This window comes from Dactylosporangium cerinum (assembly GCF_042653625.1).
Taxonomy (GTDB): domain Bacteria; phylum Actinomycetota; class Actinomycetes; order Mycobacteriales; family Micromonosporaceae; genus Dactylosporangium; species Dactylosporangium cerinum.
Genome location: NZ_JBHSIU010000110.1, coordinates 241,547 through 265,145, shown reverse-complemented (window position 1 = coordinate 265,145; position 23,599 = coordinate 241,547). Strand labels below are relative to the sequence as shown.

The following is a 23,599-nucleotide window of genomic DNA, read 5'->3' as shown; positions in this document are numbered from 1 at the left end:
CGCCGGGCGGGCGCGGGATCAGGCGTCGGGCAGCGGCGGCAGGACGCGGGTCGTGTCGTACTCCAGGACCTGCGCGATGCGCCGGGCATGCCGTTCGTTGCCGGAGAAGGCCGTCGACAGGAACGCCGTCACGAGCGCCGTGGCCTCGTCGAGGGTGTGCTGGCGGGCCCCGACGGCGACGATGTTCGCGTCGTTGTGCTCGCGGCCGAGCCGGGCCGTGTCCAGGTTCCACGCGAGCGCGGCCCTGACCCCGGGCACCTTGTTGGCCGCGATCTGCTCCCCGTTGCCGGAGCCGCCGATGACGACGCCGAGGCTGCCCGGGTCGGCGACGACGCGGGCGCCGGTGTGGAAACAGAAGACCGGGTAGTCGTCGTCGGGGTCGAACTTCGCCGGGCCGACGTCGACGACCTCGTATCCCTGCAGCCCCAGGGCGCCGGCCAGGTGCACTTTCAGCTCATAGCCGGCGTGATCCGAACCAAGATAGACGCGCATACCGGAAAGTCTGTCAGAACTGGATCAGGCCCAGGCAGGAACCCACCACCAACGCGAGCCCCACGAACAGCAGCCCGGACACCCACCCGGCGGTGGCGCCCCCGGTGAGGCGCCAGTGCCGCCGCCGGTCCCAGACGAGGGCGGCGGCAGCGAAGGCGCCGATGCCGAAGGCGGCCACCATGGCCGCGATGAAGATCCGCATGTGCACACCCCAGGCCGTAGACGAAGCGGCCTAGTGTCTACCACGATCGGGTGAAACTACGACAGTTGGGCGACGACCAGTCCCGCGCGGGCCTTCGGGGTGAACCAGGTGCTCTTGCGGGGCATCTTCTGCCGGGCGAGATTGACCGCGACGAAGTCCTCGACGGTGACGGGGGCGATGAGCACCGCCAGTTCGGCCCGGCCCGCGTCGACCTCGTCACGCAGCCACGACGCGGGGTAGTCGCCACCGACGTACGTGATGCGCTTGTCGCCGGGCTCCAGTCCGAGGGTCTCGGCGAAGAGGCGGCGCTCGACGAGGGCGTGGTCGAGGTTGTCGATGACGCCGCCGGCGGCGTCGCGGGGCAGCTCGACCGACCAGGCGCCGCCGCGGGTGTAGAGGTGGACCCGGCCGCCGGTCGCCGGGATCTCCGCGCCGTCCAGCTCGGCACCGGTGAAGGAGACGCCGTCGGGCAGCTCGGAGACCAGGCGGTTGTAGGGCTGGATCGCCACTGACTCGGGTGTGGTGACCACGGCGAGGAAGCGCGGGTAGCCGGCGGTCTGCGCGGCGAGGCTGCGGTGGTTGCCGTCGGCGACGACCAGCTCACCGCCGCCGGCGAGGGCGAGGATCCGGTCGCGGGTGGTGCCGGCGGAGACGGGCCAGATCTCGTGGGTGCGCCCGGCCGGGTCGGTGTCGGTGACCACGGGCGTGCCGGCGTCGGCGCTGGCGTGGGCGAGGGCCGCGTGCAGGGCCTCGCCGTGCGCGGTCTGCAGCAGCAGCACCGGCGACAGCAGGTGCTGGGTGGCCTCGGCGAGGGCGACCCGCTCGCGGACCTTCTCGATGAAGACGTCCTCGTTGCGGATGACGGCGCCGGGCTCGTCGGCGCTGGTGGAGATCTGGTCGGTGGCGACCATGCACCACAGCCCGTACGCGCGGGCACCGTCGGGCGCGGTGATCCGGTAGAGCACCACCACGTCGGCGGCGGCGGCGTAGTGCCCGTCGTCCTTGGCCGCCTGGAGGCGGGTCACGGCGTCGGGGAGGCTGTCGCGGAAGGAGCGGCCGACATTGTCCGGCGCCCGGTGGGGCATCTCGATGGCGAGGGCGCTGGACGGGTTCGCCGCGATGATCGCGGTGATCTCCGCGTCGTCGGCGAACTCGTCGTAGTTCTGCGCGCCGGTGCCTCCGGTGGAGAGCCAGGCGTGGGCGATCGGGTACGCAACCGTCATGGACGAAACGGTATAGCTCAGACGGCCTGTGGCACGGCACGGGGGACGGCGCGTCCCGCGATGGTGGACGCGAGCACCACGACCGGCGGGGCGAGCAGCGCGATCACGTCGTCGGGCAGGTCGGGCAGTTCCTGCTTCCAGGCGCGTTCCTGCACGGTCCAGCAGGTGTCGGCGGAGTCGTCGAGCTCGGCCGGGAGAGTGGCGGTGGTCATGATTCGGAATTCCTCCGGTGTAGCAGGGTGACGTCGCACACTGCGCAACGGCTCCCAGGTGTGCGGGAGTCGCACCGGCTGTGCGGATCCATTGCAAACCCACGAAGGAATTGACGGCACGGTTCTGTCGAGAAATCACCAGGACGTGCTCAGGCGGTCGCCGTCGTCACCCTGGTCAGCATCTTCACGATCCGCAGCGCCACCCCGTGGGGTTGGTGCCGGCGGAACTCGACCATGTCGGCGAGCGCATGGATGATGCGCAGCCCCCGGCCGCTCTCGGCGTCGATCGCGGCGTGTGCGTCGGCGTCGGCGCCGGTCACGGCATCCATGCCGATCCCCTCGTCGACCACATCGATCACGCAGCGGTCCTCATGGATGGTGACCGTGACCTGGTAGTCGGCGCCGAGGTCGGCGTGCTGGACGGCGTTGGCGCAGGCCTCCCCGACGGCGAGACCGATGTCGTCGCGGCAGTCCCGGGTGACGGAGAACACCCCGAGGGCGGCGTCGAGAACCCGGCGGGTGAGCGGGACGGTGGACCGGTCGCGTGGCAACGAAAGTGTCAGGCGGATTTCCATGCCCACAGGCCCTGCTCCTTCCTTCGTCACTGCGTGCAACCTCGTACCTGACTAGTGCCCCGGCATACGGTGGCAGAAACGACTGCCGTCATATAGCGAAGTACGCATAAGATGTCGCACATGGGTCACGACCACGATCACGACCACCACCACGCGCCGTCGGCAAACGCCGACCGGCGGCTGCTGGCTGTCGCGCTGGTGCTGATCACCGGGTTCATGGCGGTCGAGGTGACCGTGGGCCTGCTGGTCGACTCCCTGGCACTGCTCTCGGACGCGGCGCACATGCTGTCGGACGCCGCCGCGATCGCGCTGGCGCTGTTCGCAACCCGGCTCGCGGCCCGGCCGCCGTCGGGCGGCTTCACGTTCGGGTTGAAGCGGGCCGAGATCCTCTCCGCGCAGGCCAACGGGTTGACGCTGCTGCTGCTCGCGGCCTGGATCACCTACGAGTCGGTGGTCCGGCTGATCCATCCGCCCGCGGTCGGCGGCGGTGCGGTCCTGGTCACGGCCCTCGCGGGCATCGCCGTCAACCTGCTCGTGGTGTGGGTCCTCGGCCGGGCGGACCGGTCCAGCCTCAACATCGAGGGCGCCTTCCAGCACGTGCTGACGGACCTGTTCGCGTTCGTCGCGGCGGCGGTCTCCGGCCTGGTCGTGCTGCTCACCGGCTTCCACCGGGCGGACGCGATCGCGTCACTGGTGGTGGCCGCGCTCATGGTCCGCTCGGGGGTCGGGCTGGTCCGCGACTCCGGCCGGATCTTCCTGGAGGCGGCGCCGACCGGGATGGACCCGGCGGCGCTCGGCCGCGAGCTGTGCGGCGTGCCGGGCGTGGTCGAGCTGCACGACCTGCACGTCTGGCAGGTCACCTCGGGCTATCCGGCACTGTCCGCGCACGTGCTGGTGGCGCCGTCGCAGGACTGCCACGCGGTGCGCGGGGCGATCGAGGTGCATCTGCGGGAGCGCTACGCGATCGAGCACACCACGCTGCAGGTCGACCACACGCTCGACGCCGAGCACTGCGTGGACTCACACGGCGCTTCCTACAAGGGGTCGGGCTGACTGCACCCGGCGGGTGACGACCCGTTCGGCCACGAAGGACAGGAACGGCACCGTGCCGGCCAGCAGCACCAGGACCGTGAAGCCGAGCTTCCACTTCGCGCGGCGGGCCAGGTCGGCGGCCAGGACCAGGTAGGCCATGTAGAGGAAGCCGTGCGCGGGGCCGACCAGGGCCACGATCGTGTCGTCCTCGGTCGTGTACTTCAGCACGGTGCCGACGGTGAGCACGACCAGCAGGACGCCGACGATCCAGGCGATGACCCGGAAGCGGGTGAGCGCGTTCTTCAGCGGCATGGGGTACCTCATCCGGGGAAGTCGCCAGGGCGGCGGTCAGGGTTGGCGGCGAGCCAGGCCAGCATGCGGTTGTATTCGGCGAGCTCCGGGTCGTCCTCAGCGGCGGCGGGAGCGGCCGGAACAACCCGGGGGCGCAGCGGCTCCTGGGTCTTCACCGGCCGCGGCCCGAGCACATCCCGGATGGCCCGCACCCACAAAAACCCCACGAAAAGCGCAAAAAGCGGCCATTGTACGGTGTATGCCCAGCTCAACATGTTGCCGGCGGTGGCCCGCTGATACTGCCAGCGACCGGCGAGCAGACACACGGCAATCCCGGCGAGCGCCAGGACATGCCAGAGCACCCACCGGGGAGTCAGGAACCGCCGCACAGGTAGGCAGCCTACCGTTAGACCGGTCAGTCGAAGACCGGCCCCACGTCCCGGCTGCGCTTGATCTCGAAGAAGCCCGGTGTCCCGGCCACCAGCAGCGTGCCGTCCCAGAGCCGGCCGGCCGCCTCACCCTTCGGGGCCGGCGTGATGACCGGGCCGAAGAAGGCGATGAGCTTGCCGTCCTCGCCCGGCACGTGGATGACGGGCGTGCCGACGTCCATGCCCACCGGGTTCATCCCGGCGAAGTGGCTCTCCCGCAGCTGCTCGTCGAACTCGGTCGAGTCGGCGTAGTCCGCGAGTTGCGCCGGCAGGCCCGCGTCGGTGAGCACGGTCTCGTACAGCTCCCGCCCGAGTTCCTGCTTCTCGTGGTGGATCCGGGTGCCCAGGGCGGTGTACAGCGGGCGCAGCACCTCGTTGCCGAACTTCTGCTCGGCCGCGATCGCCACCCGGACCGGGCCCCAACCCTTGGCCAGACCCTCTTTGTATCGCTGCGGGATGTCGTCGCGACCCTCGTTGAGGATCGACAGACTCATGACGTGGAACCGCACGTCAACTGGGCGAACCTGCTCCACCTCGAGCAGCCAGCGGGAGGTGATCCAGGCCCACGGGCACCGCGGGTCGAACCACATGTCTGCGATGATGCGCTCTTCTGCCATGGCGGCGACACCTCACTCCAGAGAAGCACTCCGGAAACGCTACTGAAAGAGTCGGAAACCCGGTTCGATCCTTACGCTTCGGGGGCTTCCGGTGCCAGCCGGGCTCGGGGTGACCTGAGCCACTCCCCCGTTGTCCGCCGTGGACGTGGAAGACTCAAGGGTGGCGCCGTCGACGGGGACGGCCACAGCGAACGACAGGAGACGACACGTGGCCGGTGTACGCAACCTACGCCAGGTTGAGGCGGTCGACCGGGCCCGCCTGCTCGACGTTGCGGCGTACGACATCAGTCTCGACCTGACGGACGGCGCCGGCTACCCAGGTGAAGGCACCTTCCGGACGACCACCGAGGTGCGGTTCACCTGCACCGAACCGGGCGCCGACACCTTCATCGAGCTGGCGGTCACGACGGTGCTCAGCGCGACGCTCAACGGCGCCGCCCTCGACACGTCCGACTGGACCCCGCAGACCGGGCTGCGCCTGCCCGGCCTCGCCGCCGACAACCTCCTGGTCGTCGAGGCCGAGGGCACCTACTCCACGACCGGGCAGGGGCTGCACCGCAGCGTCGACCCCGTCGACAAGGAGGTGTATCTCTACAGCCAGTTCGAGACGACCGATGCGCAGCGCGTCTACGCGTGCTTCGACCAGCCCGACCTGAAGGCCAGCTTCACGTTCCACGTGACCGCGCCGGCCCACTGGCGGGTCATCTCCAACATGCCACCGGAGCGGCGCGACGACCTCACCGTGCACTTCCCGCCCACGCCGCGGATGAGCACCTACGTCACGGCGATCTGCGCCGGGCCGTATCACGAGGTCCGGGACAGCCACGACGGCATCGACCTGGGCGTCTTCTGCCGCCAGTCGATGAAGCAGTACCTGGACGCCGACGACATCCTGCTCATCACGAAGCAGGGCTTCGACTTCTTCCACCAGGAGTTCGGCATCCGCTACCCGCTGCCGAAGTACGACCAGGTGTACTCGCCGGAGTTCAACGCCGGCGCGATGGAGAACTTCGGCTGCGTCGTGCACGCCGAGCAGCACTACATCTTCCGCTCCCCGGTCACCGACTTCGAATACGAGCAGCGCGCCAACACGATCCTGCACGAGCTCGCCCACATGTGGTTCGGCGACCTCGTCACCATGCGCTGGTGGGATGACCTGTGGCTGAACGAGTCGTTCGCGGAGTGGGCGAGCCACTGGTGCAACACCCGCGCGACCCGCTTCACCGACGCGTGGACGACGTTCCTGTCGATCCGCAAGAACTGGGGCTACCGGCAGGACCAGCTGTCCTCCACCCACCCCGTCTACTGCGAGATGCCCGACGTCGAGGCGGTCGAGGTCAACTTCGACGGCATCACCTACGCCAAGGGCGCCAGCGTCGTCAAGCAGCTGGTGGCCTATGTGGGGATCGACCCGTTCCTCACCGGCCTGCGCGCCTACTTCCAGCAGCACCAGTGGGGCAACGCCACGTTCGACGACCTGCTGTCGGCGCTGGAGTCCGCCTCGGGCAAGGAGCTGCGCAAGTTCGCGGCGCAGTGGCTGGAGACCGCCCAGGTCAACACGCTGCGGCCCGAGCTGACCATCGCCGCCGACGGCACGTATGAGCAGGTCGTCGTCCTGCAGGAGGCCCCCGCCGCGTATCCGACGCTGCGCACCCACCGCATCGGCATCGGCCTGTATGACGTCGTCGACGGCGCCCTGATCCGCCGCGAGCTCATCGAGGCCGACGTCGACGGCGAGCGCACCGAGATCACCACCCTCGCCGGGCGCCGCGCCGCGGACGTCCTGCTGCTCAACGACGACGACCTGACCTACGCGAAGCTGCGCCTCGACGCCCGCTCCATGGACACCGTCGGCGACCACATCCTCGGCATGGACAACTCCCTCGCCCGGGCGCTGGTCTGGACCGCGGCGTGGGACATGGTCCGCGACGCCGAGCTCGCCGTCCGCGACTACATCAAGCTGATCGCGTCCGGCCTGCCCGCCGAGCGCGACATCAACCTGGTCACCGCCACCATCCGGCAGGCCCAGTCGGCCCTGGTCTTCTACGCCGACCCGGCGTGGGCGCCCGAGGGCTGGCGCGTCCTGGCCGCGACCGCCCGCGACGCGCTGCGCGACGCGATCCCCGGCAGCGGCTTCCAGCTGGCGTGGGCGCGTTCGTTCGCGGCGGCCGCCCGCACACCCGACGACCTCGCGGTCCTGACGGGCTGGCTGAACGGGGTCGACGTGCCCTCGGGCCTGACGATCCAGGCGGACCTGCGCTGGGGCATCCTGCACGCCCTGATCGCCAACGGTGCCGCCGACCCGGCCGAGATCGAGTCCGAGCTCGACCGGGACCGCACCGCGAGCGGCGAGCGCCAGGCGGCCCTCGCCCGCGCCCTGGTCCCCACCGCCGAGTCGAAGGCCGAGACGTGGCGCCGCCTCGTCGAGGACCACCACCTGCCGAACTGGTTGCAGCGCTCGCTGCTGCAGGGCTTCCAGCACTCGGCGCAGGTTCCGCTGACGGCGGCGTTCCTGCCCGCGTTCTTCGACGCTCTCATGCCCGTGTGGGAGCACCGCGACTCGGAGCCGGCCGCCGAGTTCGTCGAGCTCGGCTACCCGTCGTTCCAGGTCAGCGAGGACACGGTGGCCCGGACCGAGGCGTGGCTCGCCGAGCCCGGCCGCCCGGCCCCGCTGCGCCGCCTGGTCGGCGAGGGCCGCGACGGCATCGTCCGCGCCCTGAAGGCCCGGGCCAAGGACGCCGCCGCAAGCTGACGCCGCAACACGCCGAAGGGCGGGCGCTGGTCACACCGACCAGCCCCGCCCTTCCCTGTCCCACCCCTTCACGACCCGAAGCCCTTGTACACCCCTGGCAACACAGAGCCTTCCGGATCACGAAAGCCCGAGCGGCGCGGAAACAGCCACCCCCATGATCCCGAAGAGCTTGTGCACCTCTGGGTACACAGGGTCTTCCGGATCACGGAAAGCCCGAACCCAGCGCCGAGGCGGCCAACCTCGTGATCCAGAAGAGCTTGTGCACCCCTGGGTACACAGAGTCTTCGGGATCATGGGAACAGCGGGCCCGGCGCGGAAGCGGCCGACCTCGTGATCCAGAAGAGCTTGTGCACCTCTGGGTACACAGGGTCTTCGGGATCATGGGAAGTGCGGGCCGGCATCGAAGCGGCCGATCTCGTGATCCGGAAGGGGTTGTGCACCTCTGGGTACACGGGGTCTTCGGGATCACGGGGAAGACGACGGCGCGCCGGTTCCCTGGGCGGGAAGCGGCGCGCCGTCGGACAAACGGTGGGCGGCTGCGGTCAGTGCCGGCCGGCGTGGTCGGCGAGCTGGGACAGCCCGGCCACGAGGCCGCCGGCGAGGTCGCCGCCGCCGAAGGCCGCCGCCATCGACAGGGCGGCCAGCTTCGCCGCGCGGTCGGGCAGCCGGCGGCGGGCCTCGCCACCGGTGATGATCTCGAGGGTCCGCTGGTTGGGCGAGACCGCGATGAGCACCGAGTGCGGTGGGTCGGCGAGCTGACCGTGCAGCTCCTCGGCGTAGGCCCGCATCGGCTCGGCGAGGTCGCCGACGTAGATGCTGAAGGTCAGGCCGGTCGACGAGTCGGCCAGCCGCAGTGCCTCGTCGAGGCGGAGCAGCTGGCGCGTGGTGAACGGCCCGTTGAGGACGTCGGGCTGGCCCTTCAGGCCAGCTCCGTTACCACCGGTCACTTGCGCCTCCCATGACGTGCGGCTGCGCCCGGTCGCCGGACCATTCGGTCACGGCCGGCGCACCGGTGGTCAGTTCGGCCCGCCGCGCGCCGGTGAGCTCACGGGCATTCGCCGTCTGGGTCACCTGCTCGGGCACGGACAGGAACCAGACCGGCGTGAAGTCGAACGGCCGGCCGGGCCGGTAACGCTTGCTGCGCCGGGCGCTCCCGGCATAGCTGGCGCCCGCGATGAGCACGATGACCGCTGCCGGAATGCCGGCGAAGATCAGCGTCGTCTCGATGATGGACAAGCTCAACGCCCCCAGGCGTCGAAGGGACTAAAAGACCGGCTTCACGTTAGCGGGCCATGATGACCAGCGCGTTGCCGGGGGGTATTGCCGATCTTCGGACGATACCGTCAGCTCCATGGACCTCAGCCGCCAGTATGCCGAAACTCGTGACGCACAGGACCCGATCGGTCACTTCCGCACGCGTTTCCACATCCCGGACGAGCGCCTCGTGTACTTCGACGGCAACTCGCTCGGCCGGCTGCCGCTCACCACGCGTGACCGGCTGCACGACGCGATCGACCGGGAGTGGGGCGGCGAGCTCATCCGCGGCTGGGACACGTGGATCGACCTGGCCGGACGGGCCGGTGACGTGATCGCCGAGGGGGTGCTGGGCGTCTCCAGGGGCGAGGTGATCCTGTCGGATTCGTCCAGCGTCAACCTGTTCAAGCTGGCGTCGGCGGCGCTGGACGCCAGCCCGGGGCGGCGCGTCATCGTGACCGACGACGACAACTTTCCTACCGACCGTTACGTCCTGGAGGGCCTGGCCCAGGCCCGGGGACTGGAGCTGCGGATCGTGGCGACCGACATCGACGCGGGCGTCGACCCGGCGCGGATCGCGGCCGCCCTCGACGACGACGTCGCCCTGGTGTGCCTGTCGCACGTGGCGTACCGGTCCGGCGCGCTCGCCGACATGGTGGCGATCACCACTGCCGCGCACCGGGTGGGGGCCCTCACACTGTGGGATCTGTGCCACTCTGCCGGCTCGGTGCCGGTGCCGTTGCGGGAGTCGGGGGCGGACCTGGCGGTCGGCTGCACGTACAAGTACCTCAACGCGGGGCCGGGCGCGCCGGCGTTCCTGTTCGTCCGCCGCGACCTGCAGGCCAGGCTGCGGCAGCCGATCTGGGGCTGGTTCGGCCAGCGGGACCAGTTCGCGATGGACGCCGGCTACGACCCGGTCGAGTCGATCGAGCGCTTCCAGGTCGGCACGCCACCGGTGCTGGGCGGATACGCGGTGCTCGAAGGGGCCCGGATCACCGCCGAGGCCGGAGTACCGCGCCTGTACGACAAGAGCGCCGAGCTCACCTCGTACACCATCCAACTCGGCGACGCCTGGCTCGGCGACCGTCTCGCGCTGGCCTCGCCCAGTGACCCCGGGCAGCGGGGATCCCATGTGACGTTCCGCCACCCGCAGGCCTGGCAGATCTGCCAGGCGCTGAAGGCCGCCATGGTCATCCCGGACTTCCGGACCCCGGAGCGGCTGCGGATCGGGCTGGCACCGCTCTACACCCGGTTTGTGGACGTGTGGGAGGGCATGGCGCGGCTGCGCGACATCATGACCAGCGGGTCCTACCGCGAGTTCGAGGCGGCGCCGGGGCGGGTGACCTGAGCCACCCGCCCGCTCAGGCCGCCACCTCCGCTGCGCTCCGGCATCGACCTGAGCCAAACCTGTCATCCTGATTCGCGGCCGCTCCGCTGCGCTGCGCGCCGCTCACGCCGCGAGTTGCTGACCGTCCAACGGCACGTCGAGCCAGTCCGCCCAGCGCGGGTCGGGGGTGCGGTGGCCGAGGACCCGCCACGCGACACCCTTCGGCGCATGAGGGGTGGCAAGCAAACGCCAGCCGAGTTCGGCTGGCGTTTTGTCACCTTTGGTGTGGTTGCAGCGGGCGCAGGCGGCGACGACGTTCTCCCATGCGTGCCGCCCACCGCGGCTGCGTGGCATCACGTGGTCGATGGTCTCCGCCGGGCCTCGGCAGTAGGCGCACCGCCAGCCGTCGCGGGCGAAGATGCCTCGGCGGGACAGGCCTATGTGCGTGCGGTACGGCACTCGGACGTAGCGCGTGAGCCGGACCACAGAGGGGACCGGGAGCTCATTCATCGCACTGTGCAGGATGCCCTCACCGTCCGCGACGGTAACCGCCTTCGCGGTGAGGACCAGGATGGTGGCACGTCTGACAGACACGACACACAGCGGCTCGTAGGTGGCATTCAGAACCAGCGCACCCGATACTCGTGCGGGTCGTATGTCAGGCATCGCCGTCCCCCTAGTGCGTGAAGGAAACTCCCTGGAGAAGGTCTATGTAGCGGGCCGCCGAGGTGGCGGTCCGTGCGCTAATCGTCCCTGATAGATCCTCGGATTGCACGTACTATTTGCGGCCGGCGGGTGAACCTTCGCCCGCCCGCAAGAGCGTTTGTGCGGACTTCCCCCCGTTCGCACCGGTTTGCCAAGGAGTGCTTGTTGAGCAGCGTGCTCGCCCTGTCGCCCACCCCGGCGCCCGACCCTACCCCGAGCTGCTCCAACAACGGGTTCTGCGAGTTCGTGTACGAGCAGACGAAGATCCCCTGGCTGGCCGAAAGCAGCTACTGGGTGCTGGTCAAACCGCTGACGATCGTCATGATCATCGTTCTGGCGTTCCTGATCCGGGCGATCGTCCACCGGGCGATCGACCGCCTGATCAAGCACACCGTGTCGGACAACGAGACCGGCGGCTCGCTGCTGCGCCCGCTGCGCCGGCGGCTGCCCAACTCGCTCACCGCGCCGTGGGAGCGGCGCAACCAGCGGGCCCGCGCGCTCGGCTCGGTGCTGCGCAGCATCGCCTCGGCGGTGGTGTTCAGCATCTCCGCCATGCTGGTGCTCGGCGAGATCGGCCTCAACCTGGGGCCACTGCTGGCCAGTGCGGGCATCGCCGGCCTGGCGATCGGTTTCGGCGCGCAGAACCTCGTCAAGGACTTCATCGCCGGGCTGTTCATGCTGCTCGAGGACCAGTACGGGATCGGCGACGTGGTCGACATCGGTGAGACGGTCGGCACCGTCGAGGCGGTCGGGCTGCGGATCACCACCATCCGCGACGCCTCCGGCGTCGTCTGGTACGTGCGCAACGGCGAGATCGTCCGGGTCGGCAACAAGAGCCAGGGCTGGGCCGTGGTCAACATCGACGTGCCCGTCGGGTTCGTCGCGGTCGACCAGGCCACCGCGGTGCTGCGCGAGGCGGCCGAGGCGGTCGCCGAGGACCCCGACTTCGTCGACGACTTCATCGACCCGCCGAAGGTCCTGGGCGTCGAGCAGCTCACCGCCGAGGGTGCGGTGCTGCGCACGACGGTGAAGACGTCGACCGAGGCGCAGTGGCGGGTCGGCCGCGAACTGCGCCGGCGGTTGACCGACGCATTGGAGAAGGCCGGGATCGCCGCGCAGATCACCGCGTCGCGGATGTTCATCCGGCCGCCCGCCGACACTGGCGCCGGCTCGGACACCGGCCAGGGGGGCCCGACCTGAGGTTCCTTCGGGCGACGCGCTGACGACACATTTGTCCGATCTTGCGGTTAGTTGCGGCCAGCCCGATGGGTAGGGTCGCGCATCGGGTGGCTAGTCGGTTATCGTCCGTTCGTTCAGGTGCATCGCTGCACGATGTTCCGGTCCGGCGCCGTTGACCCCTCCGACGCCGGAGCAGACCGGTCCGGCCGCGCCCGCGAACGTTCGACGCCGCTGTCGCGACCGATGGAAAGGGGGCTCCGCCGGTGTCCGATCCCGACGAGTCCACCGACGGCCCGGCCAGCGCGCGGGAGGTCCTCACCGACCGCGAATACCTGGCGGTCTTCGCCGCAAGCGCGCTGTCGTGGTTCGGTGACAGCGCCGCGCGCGCGGCCGTCATCGCACTGGTCTACCTGCGCACCGAGTCACCGATCGCGTCGGCCGCGGCGTTCGCGATCAGCTACCTGCCGTGGCTCGGCATCGGCGCGGTGCTCTCCGCGATCACCGAGCGGCACTCGTACCGCAAAATCATGATCCTCTCGGACCTGATCCGGATGGGCATCATGGTCGCGCTCGCGGTCTTCGGCGGCCTGCCGGTCGCCGGGCTGATCGGGCTGCTCTTCGTCAGCGCACTGCTGAGCCCGCCGTTCGACAGCGCCCGCTCGGCCCTGCTCCCCCGGATCCTGCAGGGCGAGCGGTATGTCACCGCCCTGACCCTGCAGCGCACCGCCGGCCAGTTCGCCCTGATCGCCGGCTACGCGGTGGGCGCGGCACTGACGGCGGTCGACGCCAGGTATGCACTGCTGCTCAACGCCGCCACCTTCGGTGTCTCCGCGCTGCTGGTGACGCTGCGGGTCAAGGAGCGCACGCCGAGCCTCACCGCCGACAAGCGCAGCAATCTCATGCGGGAGACCGTCGAGGGCTACACCGTGGTGTTCCGCTCCCCCGTGATGCGCTCGATCGCCCTCGTCGTGTTCTGCGGGGTCTGCTTCGGCGTGGTCCCGGAGGGTCTCGCCGCGGCCTGGTCCGCCGATCTCGCCGACGGCCCCAACGCCGTCTACCTCGGCACCATCATGGTCGCCTCGGCGGTCGGCTTCCTCGCCGGCAGCATCGTGATGACCTGGCTGGTCAAACCGCAGCGGCGCAACGCGTACATCCGGCCGTTCGCGCTCATCACCCCCCTGGCGCTGGTGCCCGCGCTGTTCGACCTCAACATCTACGGCGTCGTCGCGATGACCCTGATCTCCGGCGGGGCGCTGGCCGGCACGCTGCCCGCCACGAACGGGCTGTTCGTGCAGGTGCTGCCGCCGGCGTACCGGGCGCGCGCGTTCGGCGTGATGCAGAGCGGCGTCCACCTCGTCCAGGGCGGCTCGATCCTCTTCACCGGCTGGCTCGCCAGCCACAACCCGCTGCCGCAGGTCGTCGGATACTTCGCGATCGCCGGCGTGGTCATCATGGCGGGCATCGTCGCCACCTGGCCGGCGCAGGCCACCGTCGCCGACGCGATCGCCGCCAACAAGGTGCGGGTCGCCGCCGACGAGCACGCCGGCACCCCCGGCACCGACGAGCAGTTCGGCGAGGTCACCATCGACCTCGGCCGCGCGCCGCTGCCCACCCGCCGCCCCCGGCCCAGCCCCGGGCCGTCGCAACGCCGGATGCCGGCCGTCGACCCGTCGGAACGCACGGTCGACCTCAGCGAGCGCACGGCGGAGCTCGGCGCGCTCCCGCCGCGCTCACTGAGCCGCGGGCGCGGCATAGTTGACGGGTGACGTCCTCCCCGAACTTCTACGAGCTCGTCGGCGGCGAGCCGACGTTCCGCAAGCTGGTCGACGAGTTCTACGCCGGCGTGGCTGACGACCCGATCCTGCGGCCCCTGTATCCGGAGGAGGACCTGGGGCCGGCCAACGAGCGGTTCCGGCTCTTCCTGATCCAGTACTGGGGCGGCCCCACCACCTACTCGGACACCCGCGGCCACCCGCGCCTGCGGATGCGCCACGCGCCGTTCGTGATCGGCCCGGTGGAGCGGGACGCGTGGCTGCGGCAGATGCGCCGGGCGGTCGACGCGATCGCCCTGCAGCCGGAGGCCGAGGCCGTGCTGTGGGAGTACCTGGAACGCGCCGCCCACTTCATGGTCAACGCCCCTGAGAGTGGTCATATCGGACACATAGTGTCTTAGGTAACTTTCCTTCGTTAGTGGGGTATGCGCCCCATGTTGGGCGCATCCCCCTGAACTGACGAAGGAGTCGCACGTATGCGCCGACGATTGCTCGCCGCCGCAACCGCACTGGCCGCGATCGCGGTCGCCATCCCCGCCTCCGCGGCGCTGAACCATGCCGCGACCGTGTCGACGAATCCCGTCGACTACACCCCGAACGTCCTGGACGGCGAGGTGCGCGCGTTCGCGCTCGTGGGCGACGTGGTCGTGGTCGGCGGCGACTTCACCACCGTCGTGCCGGCCGGCAAGAAGGCCAAGCTCAAACGCAAGAACATCTTCGCGTACCGGGCGACGACCGGCGAGATCCTGCCCTTCGCCCCGGAGGCCGACGACGTGGTGCTCACGCTCGCCGCCGGGCCGAACAACACCGTCTACGCGGGTGGCGCGTTCCAGAAGATCGGCGGCGGCGCCCAGCGCGGGATCGCGCAGCTCAGCCTCGCCGACGGTCGCCGCGTGCCGGCCTTCACCGGCGAGATCAACTGGGGCGACACCCGCAGCATCGTCGCGTTCGGCCCGTGGCTGTACGCCGCCGGCTCGTTCACCAGCATCGGCGGGCAGAAGCGCGCCGGCCTGGCCCGCCTCAACGCCACCAGCGGCTGGGCCGACACCACGTTCGACGCGAAGCTCGCCGCGCCGAACCTGACCCGGGTCAAGCTTGAGGACCTGGCGATCAGCCCCGACGGCAACCGACTCGCCGCGGTCGGCGCCGTCGAGCAGGCATTCGGCCAGTACCGCGCCCAGGTCGTCGTGATCGAGAACGCGGCCAATGCGGCGCGGCTCGCCGACTGGTACACCGACGTGTACACCAAGCCCTGCCGCGCCGGGTTCGAGACGTACCTGCGCGGCATCGACTTCGACCCGACCGGCACCTACGCGACGATCGTCTCCACCGGCCGCAAGTGGGGCGACCACCTCATGTGCGACACGGCGTCCCGCTTCGACCTGCGCGGCGCCGGGCTGCACAAGCCGCTCTGGACCAACTGGACCGGCGGGGACTCGCTGTACTCGGTCGCGGACACCGGCGCCGCCATCTACGTCGGCGGCCACCAGCGCTGGATGGACAACCCGTTCGGCAAGGAGACCGCCGGCAAGGGCGCGGTCAGCCGGCCCGGCATCGCCGCCATCAGCCCGACCACCGGCAAGGCCACCGCGTTCAACCCCAAGCGGGAGCCGCGCGGCGTCGGCGCCAGGGCGCTGCTCGCGACGCCTTACGGCCTGCTGGTCGGCTCGGACACCGAGAAGATCGGTGGCGAGTGGCACGCCCGGTTGGCGATGCTGCCCCTGTAACGCCGCTGTGCCGAAGGCCCCCCGCTGCGCTTTGCGACGGGGGGCCTTCTTGTGGACTTCTTGTGGGAAACAGTTCAGCCCCGGTCCTCGGACCGGGGCTGAACTTTCCTGCATGGGGTGACTGATGGGATTTGAACCCACGACACCCGGGACCACAACCCGGTGCTCTGCCAACTGAGCTACAGCCACCATGAACGTGCTCGCCAATAATAGGGCATGAGCACGGGGATCCGTCGACTGGGTTAGCGCGTACGGGTGTCGGTTTCCCGGCTCAGCTCCGCGCCGATGGCCTTGGCCGCCTCCACGTCCGGTCCCGGCAGCGGGACGAACAGCGTCCGGCGGTAATACTCCAGCTCACGGATGCTCTCCCGGATGTCCGCGAGCGCCCGGTGCGCAAGACCCTTCGGTGGCTGGCCGAAGTAGACCCGCGGATACCACCGGCGGCACAGCTCCTTGATCGAGGAGACGTCGATCATCCGGTAGTGCAGGTGGTTGTCGAGCCGCGGCATGTCCCGCGCCAGGAACCCCCGGTCGGTGGCGATCGAGTTGCCGCACAGCGGCGCCGTGCGCGGATCGGGCACGTGGGTGGTGATGTAGGACATGACGAGATCCTCGGCCTCGGCCACGGTGACCGCCGACGCCCGCACCGCGTCGGTCAGCCCCGACTTGGCGTGCATGTCGCGCACCACGTCGAGCATCCCGTCCAGCAGCGCGTCCTCGGCGTGGATCACCACGTCGACGCCCTCACCCAGCACGTTGAGATCCGGGTCCGTGACCAGCGCCGCCACTTCGATCAGCGCGTCCTTACCCAGATCAAGCCCTGTCATCTCACAGTCGATCCAGACCAAAAGATCACCCACATCCCACAGCCTAGTGTTCATCTGGCCGACTTCTCGCACTCAATGACGCCTCGTTACCTTTATCCGTCGCTCGGGACTTCCCGGGCGCGTCCACCGCGGCCCGTCATCACCGCAGGTGTGCCCGCCGGCGGCCTGCTCGGCGCTGCTCCGGCCACGGATCACGGCCGATGAACCCCGCGTTCGGCGGCACGGTCCGACCGCCGGCGGAGTGGCGCGGCTCACGTTCGGTGACGCCCTGCCGGCCATCCCGGCGGTGACGGTCTGCGACGGTGCCGGCACTGTGGTCGACGGCGGGCCGTCGAGCGCTCAGCGGGTGGTGGCGGCCTTCTGCAGCTCGACCTTCTGCGGCTCGGCTTTCTGCGGCTCGCCAGCCCGCTCGTCCGCCCGCTCGTCCGCCCGTTCGCCGACCTGCTCGCCGACCTGCTCGTTCACCTGCTCGTTCACCGCTACGGGTGCCCAGGTGAACTGGAGCTCGATCGCCGGCAGTTTCGGCAGCGGCGGCAGGGTCAACGGACCGGGACCGTCGTCGTCGATGTCGAGGGCGGGACGGTCCAACTCGGACTCGGCGAATGCGGCGCTCTGCACGGGGCGGGTCGGGTCGGCAGCGGTTTGGTCGGCTGCGTCCTGCGGCTCTGGTACGCCCACCGCCGCGCTCGTAGTACCGGCCGCTTCCGCGGTAGCGGGCTCGGCGGGGCTCTCCTTCGTCACCACCACGGCGCTCTCGCCCGTCACCACGACTGCGCTCTCGTCGGTCACTGCGACTGCGCTCTCGTCGGTCACTGCGACGGCGGTCGCGCTCTCGTCGGTCACGACGCGTTCTTCGGTCACCACGACGCCGACGGTGGTGGTCTGGCGGTCGTCCTCGACGTCGGCCTGGCTCGTCACCGCGATCGTCACCGCCGGCTCCGCCTCGCGGTTCTTCGGCACGACCGGATTGAGCAGCGCCGCGATCGGGTCCGACAGCGTGCGCCGCAGGCTCAGCCGGCTCCTGGTCGGCTGGGTCGGCAGCGCCGGCAGCACGAGCCGCGCCTCGGCGCGGCGCTGGGGCCACGCGAGGATCAGCAACGCCAACAGGAACAACGCCGTGCCGAGCATGAGCAGCCCCCCGGCCGTCGGCCCGATCCATGCCGGCTCCAGCCGGGCCGTCACCGTCGCGTTGATCCCGGCGGTGCCGTCCGCGTTCATGACCACGAGCGCCAGGTGCCTCCCCCGCAGCGCCGACGGCGACCAGGTCAGCTGCGCCATCCCGCCCACCGCGACACTCTTCGCCAGCCAGAACTCCTGCCCTGCCGGCGCGCCGAAGTCCGCACTCGGTGCACTGGTGCTCGGGGCACCGCTGCTCGGGTCGACGGCGTTCGGGTTCATTGCGCCCGGGTCCGCGGGGTTCACGTTCGTGGCGCCGGGGTCGGCGGGGTTCGCGTTCGGGTCGATGACCGTGGCGTTCGGGTCGGCGGGGGGCGCGGTCCCATCGCCGACCGCCGCACCCGGGTCGGCGGTCGTCGCGCCCGGGTCGGTGGCGGTCGCCGCGTCGGGGTTGCTTGCGTTCGGGTCGCCGGTGCCGGCCGTCCCGGGACCCGCGGTTCCGGCGCCGGAGCCCGGGTCGATGCCGGGACCTGCCACCGCCGCACCGCCACCCTGCACCGGGCCGGCGTCCTGCGATCTGACACCCGGCCGGCCGGCACTGGCGGCCGCGGCGCGGGTCTCGATCTCGGTGAACTCGACCGGCAGCGGACCACGCGCGAGGCGGACCCGCGACACCCGAGCCTGGACGAGCCCGTCGAGGTACCGCTGCACCGCCGTGTCCGGAGCCAACCCGATGAACAGGGGGCCGCTGGAGCCGACCGCCGACAGGTTGAGCGTCGTCTGCCCACCCCGCGCGAACGGCGCGTCGGCTCGCAGCAACGCGTCGATGTCAGGCACAACCACCGCGCGGCCCCCGGAGCTCAGCCGCTCCAGCCGCGCCGTAAAGGTGTCATCGACGGCGCGATGCTCCATGGCCACCAAGAGTCCGCCACCGGCAAGCGCCAGCGGCACCGCGATGAGCAGCAGCAGCGCGCCGACACCTGCCCGAACCAGACGCACGACCATGGCAGCGGCCCCTTCCCCCAGCGATCCGAAGCCGACAATACCGTCAAAAACCCTGCGAATTGCCCTCTTTTGACCAAACCCGCTGATCGGCTCCGAATTGCCTCGCCACACCCTCGCCGCCCCGCACACCTCACACCTCCGAACCCGACGCCACCCCTCCCCGCGATCCAGAAGCCCGCGCCCTCCCGATGGCGCAGGTTCGCATCAAGGCCCATTGGGGCGTACGCCAAAGCCAAAAGCGTCCGACTCCCACCGCCGACGTCCAGAAATCAGCGCATTGCCCAGCTGCCCCGCCCCAGAAGTAGATCTTCATGGTGATCAATGCCGCAGGCTGTCCATCCACGAGCCGTTACCGATTGACGTCGGTGGCGGGTTTGGCGGTAGTCCCGCGCTCTCGGTCGTCGCCAGCTTCAAGAACCGAGGGACCTATACGGCCGAAACGGGTCGCCGCAGGGAGCGGGTGCGCCACCGCTCCGCGATCATGGCCGCCGGACAGGGGACCCGGCGGGACGCACACCACGCCGGCGGACATGACCTGTGCCTCCGTCGGCGCCAACCGGTCGAAAATCCGGGAACGGCACAGCCCTGCTCCCGGCCAACCCACCAAAGCCGCAGCCCCACCAAGCCGCAGCCCACCAAGCCGGCCAACCGCCAACCCGCCCAAGCCGGCCAACCCCGCAAATCCGACCAACCCGCAACCGGCCGAGCCAGCCAGCCCACCAAGCCAGGCAACCGCGAAGAACACCAAGCCGCGAGCCCGCAACCCACCAACCCGCGAAGCCCTCAACCCGCCGAGCAACCAGACCGCGGTGCCCGGCCACCTGAAGCCGGTCAAGCGCAGAACCAGCCGCCCCCTAGCCGGTCAACCGCAGCACCGACCTCCCCCGGAAGCCGGTCAGCTGCGGATCGGGACCTGCACGGCGATCGTGGTCTGGTTCAGGTCGTCGACACGGACGGTGAACTTCAGCTCCCACGTGCCCGCCGGCGTGAGCGTCACCGTCCCATAAGCGTGGTCAGGCGTGATCCCCAGCGTCGGCAGCACGATCGGCTCGATGCCCTTGGCCGGCAGCGCCGCCGTCGCCTTCCACTCCGCGACCGACAGCGGCCCCGACCCGTCCGGCTTGAGCGCATACAGGTGCACGGTGTTCGGCCCGACCTTGCCCGGCGAGACGTCGACCTCCAGCTTCACCAGGTTGGTCGTGACCGTCGTGCTGAACGGCCCCGTCGCCGCGTTGTCACCCGCCTGCGCACTGCGGGCAGGGCTCGTCTGGACCAGCACCGACGTGAAGCCCAGCACGACGACGGCGATCAACACCTCGATCATCACCGCCCGGCGCAGCCGGGTCCGGTCGGCCGGCTCGGCCGCCGCGTCCAGCGGGGCCGGTTCGTCGTCCGGCTCATCCGACACCTCATCGGACGGCACAGTGGACGCGGGCGTGAAGCGCCGGTTGGTGATCCGGCGGGAGTAGGCCGCCACGCCGAGGACGACGGCCAGGAGCGCGACCTTCACCATCACGAGCCGGCCATAGGTGGTGCCGGTCAGGGCGTCGACGGTGCCGATCTCGACCAGCGCCTGCGCGGTGCCGGCCAGGACCAGCACCGTGATCGCCAGCAGCGCCCACCCGGACCAGACCGGCACGATGGCCGTCAGCTCGCGGGTGTTGGCCCGGGGCAGCAGGAACGCAAACAGCATCACCAGCCCGCCGAGCCACACCGCCATCGACGCGAGGTGCGCGACGTCGGCGACGACGGTGAGGGTCGGCACCGGCGAGGCGCTCGGGTGGCCGGAGATCGGCCAGGTGGCGAGCCCGACCACGCCCAGGATGATCAGCAGGGTCTGGTCGATCTTGCCGGCGCGACCGGCGATCAGGGGGCGGAGCAGCACCGCGACGGCGATCGCGACCGCGATGCGGATCAGGTGGGCGGCGCCGAACGGGGTCCCGAGCACCTCACGCGCGGCCGCCGAGGACACGTCGAACAATGTGGTGCCGGAGGTATACGGAACCTGCAGGTACAACTCGAGCACCGCGCTGAACGCGAGCAGGCCGGCGCCCGTCAACGCCACCCTGCCCGGATCGCGGGCGGAGAGCCGGCGGGGCCACAGGGCGAACAGGACGAGGGCCGGGCCGACCAGCAGGACCAGGCCGGCGAAGCCGATGAAGCGGGCGACGGACATCGCGTTCTTCACCAGGGCGTCGGTCTTGACGTCGGCGCCGGCGTCACCGGCGTTGGGCACGGCGGAGACCTGGCCGTAGGAGAAGCTGTAGCCACCGCTCACGGGGTGGCTGTCGGCGGAGATGACCCGGTAGCTGACCAGGTAGGTGCCCTTCGGCCCGCCGGGTTTGATAGGGATGACGAGCTCTGCGTCGCGGGCGACGGGCTTGCCGGTGTCGGCGCGGCTGCCGTCGGGCGCGGTGACCCGGATCTTGTCCGCGACGATCCGCACCGGCTCACTGAATGTGAGCGTGATCTCGCCGGGCAACTGGTCCACGACACTGCCGGCGACCGGAGCCGTGCGCTCCACCAGCGCGTGCGCGCTGGCGGGCGCGGCGGGCAGCACCAGGATCAGCAGTGCCCCGAAGAGCGTCGCCAGGGGGATGGACCATACGCGGCGGGTCATGCCGACCATGATTTCGCGCTTTCGCGTTTGATGCCGCTGCGGGGGTCGAGTTTATACGATGCGTCACGACACGCGGACGTAACGCTATCCGCCGCCGTGGATGTCACCGGCACGCGATAGAGTCCCGGACCATGACGACGACACGCTTGGAGCCGGGTGACACGGCTCCCGAGTTCACGCTGCAGACGGATCGCGACGAGCCCCTGTCGCTCGCCGACCTCCGGGGGCGCAAGGTCGTCCTCTATGCCTACCCGGCGGCGATGACGCCCGGCTGCACGAAGCAGGCGTGCGATTTCCGTGACAATCTCGCCTCGCTGAAGGCCGCCGGCTATGAGGTGATCGGCATCTCGCCGGACTCCCCGGCGAAGCTCGCCCAGTTCCGCGAGCGCGACGCGATCACGTTCCCGCTCGTGTCGGACCCCGACCGGGCCGTCTTAAAGGCCTACGGCGCGTTCGGCGAGAAGCAGAACTACGGGCGCACCGTGCTGGGCGTGATCCGCTCGACCTTCGTCATCGACGAGAAGGGACAGATCGAGCGCGCTCTCTACAACGTCAAGGCGACGGGGCACGTGGCGAAGCTCCGACGCGACCTTGGCCTGGACTAACAGCAAGATCGGCGGCGAAAACACACAGGTAATGCGGTTGAAACGGTTCGTGCCTAGGCTCTCGTCATGGCGGACATCTTCGACGACTACTCGATGTCCGGGGCCATGTTCGAAGCGTGGGACGAGATGTTCGAGCGCCCCGGGCAACCGCGCTCGCCCTATCGTTCGCTGTTCGCCGCGCTGCAGCCGCTCGCCCCGGCCGATCTGCGGTTCCGTGCCGACCAACTGGCCCGGGTCTTCACCGACCGGGGGGTCACGTTCGCCTACGCGGGCGAGGAGCGTCCCTTCCCGCTGGACCTGATCCCCCGCATCCTCGACGCCAACGAGTGGGACCTGCTGACGGCCGCCGTCCAGCAGCGGGTCAAGGCGCTCGAGGCGTTCCTCGCCGACATCTACGGCGCCGGGCGCGTGTTCGCCGACGGCGTCGTGCCCCGCAAGCTCATCACCACCAGCGCGCACTTCCATCGGCAGGCGCACGGCATCGAGCCCGCCAACGGGGTGCGGGTGCACATCAGCGGCGTCGACCTGATCCGGGACGAGGAGGGCAGGTTCCGCGTCCTGGAGGACAACCTGCGCATCCCCTCCGGCGTGTCCTACGTGATCGAGAACCGGCGGGCCCTGACCCACACCATGCCGGCGCTGTTCGCCGAGGCGCGGGTCAGGCCGGTCGACGACTACCCGGCCCGGCTCCTCGCCGCGCTGCGGGCCGCGGCGCCGGAGGGCGTCGAGGATCCCACGGTCGTCGTGCTCACCCCGGGCGTCTACAACGCGGCCTACTTCGAGCACGCGCTGCTCGCCCGGCTCATGGGCGTGGAGCTGGTCGAGGGCCGCGACCTGGTCTGCAGCGGCAACCGGGTGCGGATGCGCACCACCCAGGGCGAGCGCCCGGTGCACGTGGTGTATCGGCGGGTCGACGACGACTTCATCGACCCGCTGCATTTCCGGCCCGACTCGGTGATCGGCTGTCCCGGCATCGTCAACGCGGCCCGCGCCGGACAGGTCACCCTCGCCAACGCGGTCGGCAACGGCGTCGCCGACGACAAGCTCGTCTACACGTACGTGCCGGACCTGATCCGGTACTACCTGTCGGAGGAGCCGCTCATCGACAACGTGGAGACGTACCGGCTCGACGACCGCGACCCCGAGGTCCTCCACGACGTGCTCGGCCGGCTCGACCAGCTCGTGCTCAAACCGGTCGACGGCGCCGGCGGCAAGGGCATCGTGATCGGCCCGCAGGCGTCGGAGGAGACCCTGACGAACCTGAGGAAACAGGTCGAGAAGGACCCGCGGGGCTGGATCGCGCAGCGGCCCGTGGCCCTGTCGACGTCGCCGACGCTGCTCGGTGACCGGGTCGCGCCGCGCCACATCGACCTTCGGCCGTTCGCGGTCAACGACGGCAACGAGATCTGGCTGGTGCCCGGCGGGCTGACCCGGGTGGCGCTGCCGGAAGGAGCGTTGGTCGTCAACTCCAGCCAGGGCGGCGGCTCGAAGGACACCTGGGTGCTCGCGCACCACAGCGAGCCAGCGCCGTCGGCCCCGCGGACGAAGATCGTGCCGGAGCCGCGGGAGGCCGGTGGCAGCCCCCGCGACAGCGGACCGGCCGCCGCGCAGCTCGCCGGACAGCAGCAGCAGTAGGAG

General features: G+C 70.4%; 23 protein-coding genes and 1 tRNA gene. 9 read left to right on the top strand and 15 right to left on the bottom strand.

Annotated elements, in window-relative coordinates; all coding sequences use genetic code 11:
* Positions 1-18: 18 nt before the first annotated feature.
* The 5 genes from ACFPIJ_RS55660 to ACFPIJ_RS55640 form a co-directional block, all read right to left on the bottom strand.
* A complete protein-coding gene (locus ACFPIJ_RS55660) occupies positions 19-492 on the bottom strand; it encodes a ribose-5-phosphate isomerase (RefSeq protein WP_380127671.1) in 474 nt (157 codons plus the stop codon).
* A gap of 13 nt (positions 493-505) precedes the next feature.
* Positions 506-694, bottom strand: a complete 189-nt coding sequence (locus ACFPIJ_RS55655) for a hypothetical protein (RefSeq protein ID WP_327008518.1) — start codon at positions 692-694, stop codon at positions 506-508.
* Between the two features lie 56 nt (positions 695-750).
* On the bottom strand, positions 751-1,917 hold the full coding sequence (locus ACFPIJ_RS55650; RefSeq protein ID WP_380127670.1) for a DUF1015 family protein: 1,167 nt from the start codon (positions 1,915-1,917) through the stop codon (positions 751-753).
* Between the two features lie 17 nt (positions 1,918-1,934).
* Entirely contained in the window at positions 1,935-2,129 is a 195-nt protein-coding gene (locus tag ACFPIJ_RS55645) for a hypothetical protein (protein WP_380127669.1), read from the bottom strand.
* A gap of 149 nt (positions 2,130-2,278) precedes the next feature.
* Positions 2,279-2,704 (bottom strand): ATP-binding protein, encoded by a 426-nt coding sequence (locus tag ACFPIJ_RS55640; protein ID WP_380127668.1) that lies wholly within the window; start codon positions 2,702-2,704, stop codon positions 2,279-2,281.
* Between the two features lie 120 nt (positions 2,705-2,824).
* Between ACFPIJ_RS55640 and ACFPIJ_RS55635 the strand changes: the two genes are divergently transcribed.
* The gene (locus tag ACFPIJ_RS55635; RefSeq protein WP_380127667.1) at positions 2,825-3,757 is read left to right on the top strand and encodes a cation diffusion facilitator family transporter; all 933 of its coding nucleotides are present in this window, start codon (positions 2,825-2,827) and stop codon (positions 3,755-3,757) included.
* Here the strand turns inward: ACFPIJ_RS55635 and ACFPIJ_RS55630 are convergent.
* Genes ACFPIJ_RS55630 through ACFPIJ_RS55620 form a run of 3 tightly spaced genes read right to left on the bottom strand, consistent with a single transcriptional unit; the run spans position 3,725 to position 5,072 of the window.
* Positions 3,725-4,042 carry a DUF3817 domain-containing protein gene (locus ACFPIJ_RS55630; RefSeq protein WP_380127706.1) on the bottom strand — a complete coding sequence of 106 codons (318 nt, stop codon included), beginning with the start codon at positions 4,040-4,042 and terminating at the stop codon, positions 3,725-3,727. The two genes, ACFPIJ_RS55635 and ACFPIJ_RS55630, sit on opposite strands and share 33 nt — an antisense overlap.
* A gap of 14 nt (positions 4,043-4,056) precedes the next feature.
* The gene (locus tag ACFPIJ_RS55625) at positions 4,057-4,416 is read right to left on the bottom strand and encodes a hypothetical protein (protein WP_380127666.1); all 360 of its coding nucleotides are present in this window, start codon (positions 4,414-4,416) and stop codon (positions 4,057-4,059) included.
* Between the two features lie 26 nt (positions 4,417-4,442).
* Complete coding sequence (locus ACFPIJ_RS55620; RefSeq protein WP_380127665.1) at positions 4,443-5,072, bottom strand: mycothiol-dependent nitroreductase Rv2466c family protein; 630 nt, start codon at positions 5,070-5,072, stop codon at positions 4,443-4,445.
* A 208-nt stretch (positions 5,073-5,280) separates the two neighbouring features.
* Here ACFPIJ_RS55620 and pepN point away from each other — a divergent pair, with 208 nt between their 5' ends.
* Complete coding sequence (gene pepN / locus ACFPIJ_RS55615) at positions 5,281-7,824, top strand: aminopeptidase N (RefSeq protein ID WP_380127664.1); 2,544 nt, start codon at positions 5,281-5,283, stop codon at positions 7,822-7,824.
* 542 nt (positions 7,825-8,366) lie between these two features.
* Here the strand turns inward: pepN and ACFPIJ_RS55610 are convergent.
* Both ACFPIJ_RS55610 and ctaJ read right to left on the bottom strand, forming a co-directional pair.
* Positions 8,367-8,771, bottom strand: a complete 405-nt coding sequence (locus ACFPIJ_RS55610) for a DUF5130 family protein (RefSeq protein ID WP_380127663.1) — start codon at positions 8,769-8,771, stop codon at positions 8,367-8,369.
* A complete protein-coding gene (gene ctaJ / locus ACFPIJ_RS55605) occupies positions 8,758-9,060 on the bottom strand; it encodes an aa3-type cytochrome oxidase subunit CtaJ (RefSeq protein ID WP_380127662.1) in 303 nt (100 codons plus the stop codon). Before ctaJ ends, ACFPIJ_RS55610 begins: the two co-directional genes overlap by 14 nt.
* A gap of 115 nt (positions 9,061-9,175) precedes the next feature.
* Here ctaJ and kynU point away from each other — a divergent pair, with 115 nt between their 5' ends.
* Positions 9,176-10,426 (top strand): kynureninase, encoded by a 1,251-nt coding sequence (kynU, locus tag ACFPIJ_RS55600; RefSeq protein WP_380127661.1) that lies wholly within the window; start codon positions 9,176-9,178, stop codon positions 10,424-10,426.
* A 102-nt stretch (positions 10,427-10,528) separates the two neighbouring features.
* On the opposite strand, the gene ACFPIJ_RS55595 is transcribed toward kynU, so the two are convergent.
* Positions 10,529-11,071 (bottom strand): HNH endonuclease, encoded by a 543-nt coding sequence (locus ACFPIJ_RS55595; RefSeq protein ID WP_203845489.1) that lies wholly within the window; start codon positions 11,069-11,071, stop codon positions 10,529-10,531.
* A gap of 201 nt (positions 11,072-11,272) precedes the next feature.
* Between ACFPIJ_RS55595 and ACFPIJ_RS55590 the strand changes: the two genes are divergently transcribed.
* The 4 genes from ACFPIJ_RS55590 (at position 11,273) to ACFPIJ_RS55575 (ending at position 15,788) form a co-directional block, all read left to right on the top strand.
* Positions 11,273-12,310 (top strand): mechanosensitive ion channel family protein, encoded by a 1,038-nt coding sequence (locus ACFPIJ_RS55590; RefSeq protein ID WP_380127660.1) that lies wholly within the window; start codon positions 11,273-11,275, stop codon positions 12,308-12,310.
* 242 nt (positions 12,311-12,552) lie between these two features.
* Positions 12,553-14,055: an MFS transporter gene (locus ACFPIJ_RS55585; protein ID WP_380127659.1), complete on the top strand. Its 1,503-nt coding sequence runs from the start codon at positions 12,553-12,555 to the stop codon at positions 14,053-14,055.
* Positions 14,052-14,462 (top strand): globin, encoded by a 411-nt coding sequence (locus ACFPIJ_RS55580; protein ID WP_380127658.1) that lies wholly within the window; start codon positions 14,052-14,054, stop codon positions 14,460-14,462. Before ACFPIJ_RS55585 ends, ACFPIJ_RS55580 begins: the two co-directional genes overlap by 4 nt.
* Before the next feature lie 75 nt (positions 14,463-14,537).
* A complete protein-coding gene (locus tag ACFPIJ_RS55575; RefSeq protein WP_380127657.1) occupies positions 14,538-15,788 on the top strand; it encodes a delta-60 repeat domain-containing protein in 1,251 nt (416 codons plus the stop codon).
* A gap of 113 nt (positions 15,789-15,901) precedes the next feature.
* Here the strand turns inward: ACFPIJ_RS55575 and ACFPIJ_RS55570 are convergent.
* The 4 genes from ACFPIJ_RS55570 to ACFPIJ_RS55555 form a co-directional block, all read right to left on the bottom strand.
* Positions 15,902-15,977, bottom strand: a tRNA-His gene (locus tag ACFPIJ_RS55570).
* Between the two features lie 53 nt (positions 15,978-16,030).
* Positions 16,031-16,669 carry an oligoribonuclease gene (gene orn / locus ACFPIJ_RS55565; protein WP_380127705.1) on the bottom strand — a complete coding sequence of 213 codons (639 nt, stop codon included), beginning with the start codon at positions 16,667-16,669 and terminating at the stop codon, positions 16,031-16,033.
* Positions 16,670-16,954: 285 nt separating this feature from the next.
* Complete coding sequence (locus ACFPIJ_RS55560; protein WP_380127656.1) at positions 16,955-18,736, bottom strand: hypothetical protein; 1,782 nt, start codon at positions 18,734-18,736, stop codon at positions 16,955-16,957.
* Between the two features lie 895 nt (positions 18,737-19,631).
* Positions 19,632-21,365 carry a copper resistance CopC/CopD family protein gene (locus tag ACFPIJ_RS55555; RefSeq protein WP_380127655.1) on the bottom strand — a complete coding sequence of 578 codons (1,734 nt, stop codon included), beginning with the start codon at positions 21,363-21,365 and terminating at the stop codon, positions 19,632-19,634.
* 122 nt (positions 21,366-21,487) lie between these two features.
* Here ACFPIJ_RS55555 and bcp point away from each other — a divergent pair, with 122 nt between their 5' ends.
* Positions 21,488-21,961: a thioredoxin-dependent thiol peroxidase gene (bcp, locus tag ACFPIJ_RS55550; protein WP_380127654.1), complete on the top strand. Its 474-nt coding sequence runs from the start codon at positions 21,488-21,490 to the stop codon at positions 21,959-21,961.
* 66 nt (positions 21,962-22,027) lie between these two features.
* Positions 22,028-23,596 (top strand): circularly permuted type 2 ATP-grasp protein, encoded by a 1,569-nt coding sequence (locus ACFPIJ_RS55545; RefSeq protein ID WP_380127653.1) that lies wholly within the window; start codon positions 22,028-22,030, stop codon positions 23,594-23,596.
* Positions 23,597-23,599: the final 3 nt, after the last annotated feature.